This window comes from Megasphaera sp. AF13-6AC (genome assembly GCF_027685385.1).
Taxonomy (GTDB): domain Bacteria; phylum Bacillota; class Negativicutes; order Veillonellales; family Megasphaeraceae; genus Megasphaera; species Megasphaera micronuciformis.
In genome coordinates, this window is record NZ_JAQCUN010000294.1 from 1 (window position 1) to 718 (window position 718).

At 49.7% G+C, this 718-nt stretch carries 1 protein-coding gene; it reads right to left on the reverse strand.

Going from position 1 to position 718, the window contains the following annotated elements; all coding sequences use genetic code 11:
- On the reverse strand, positions 1-718 hold a 718-nt coding region (gene hrcA, locus PGX78_RS08945; protein WP_270446616.1), incomplete at both ends, for a heat-inducible transcriptional repressor HrcA.

A 718-nucleotide genomic window follows, 5' to 3' on the forward strand; every position in this document is an offset into this window, starting at 1 on the left:
AGCGTGCCTTATCCATGTCGCGAAACTCGGGAGTATTCAACAACTCCGTAGCCCCGCCCTGGTATAAATCCTGCTTCCGAAAAGCCCGTTGCAGATTTCGAAAGGCCGCCTTATATAAATCAATATCGTCGACAATATCGTTTCTGAAACGCTCCAGCACTTGTGTCGTAATCTTGCTTAGCTGCATACCGGCCAAGCGCTCTGTCAATTTCTGTGCCAATACGTTCAACTCGTCTATCTCTACATGAGCCGGTTTGGCATAAATACTGTCTTCTACCTGGCCCGTATCGCTGACAACCAGCATAATGGCTCGCCTGTCATCTAAGGGTAAAAAGCGGACATATTTCAGTCTGGCACCGCTTTGCCCGGATGTGACGACAAAGCTCACATTGTGGGTTATCTTCGCCAAGACCTGTGCCGTTGAGCGAAAGAGTTGATCCGCATTATCCGCCCGATCCCCGAGCCATGTCTGTACAAGCCGTTTATCATCTTTTGTAACCTTTGACGGTTGCAACAGACAGTCAACATAAAACCGATACCCCTTGGCTGAAGGGGTTCGGCCTGCCGACGTGTGAGGCTGTTCCAGGTAGCCCATTGTTTCCAAGTCGAACATTTCGTTGCGAATGGTCGCCGCACTGACGCCTAAATCATATTTACGTGCTATCGTTCGGGATCCTACGGGCTCAGCCGATGTAATATAATCCTGAATGACGGCTTC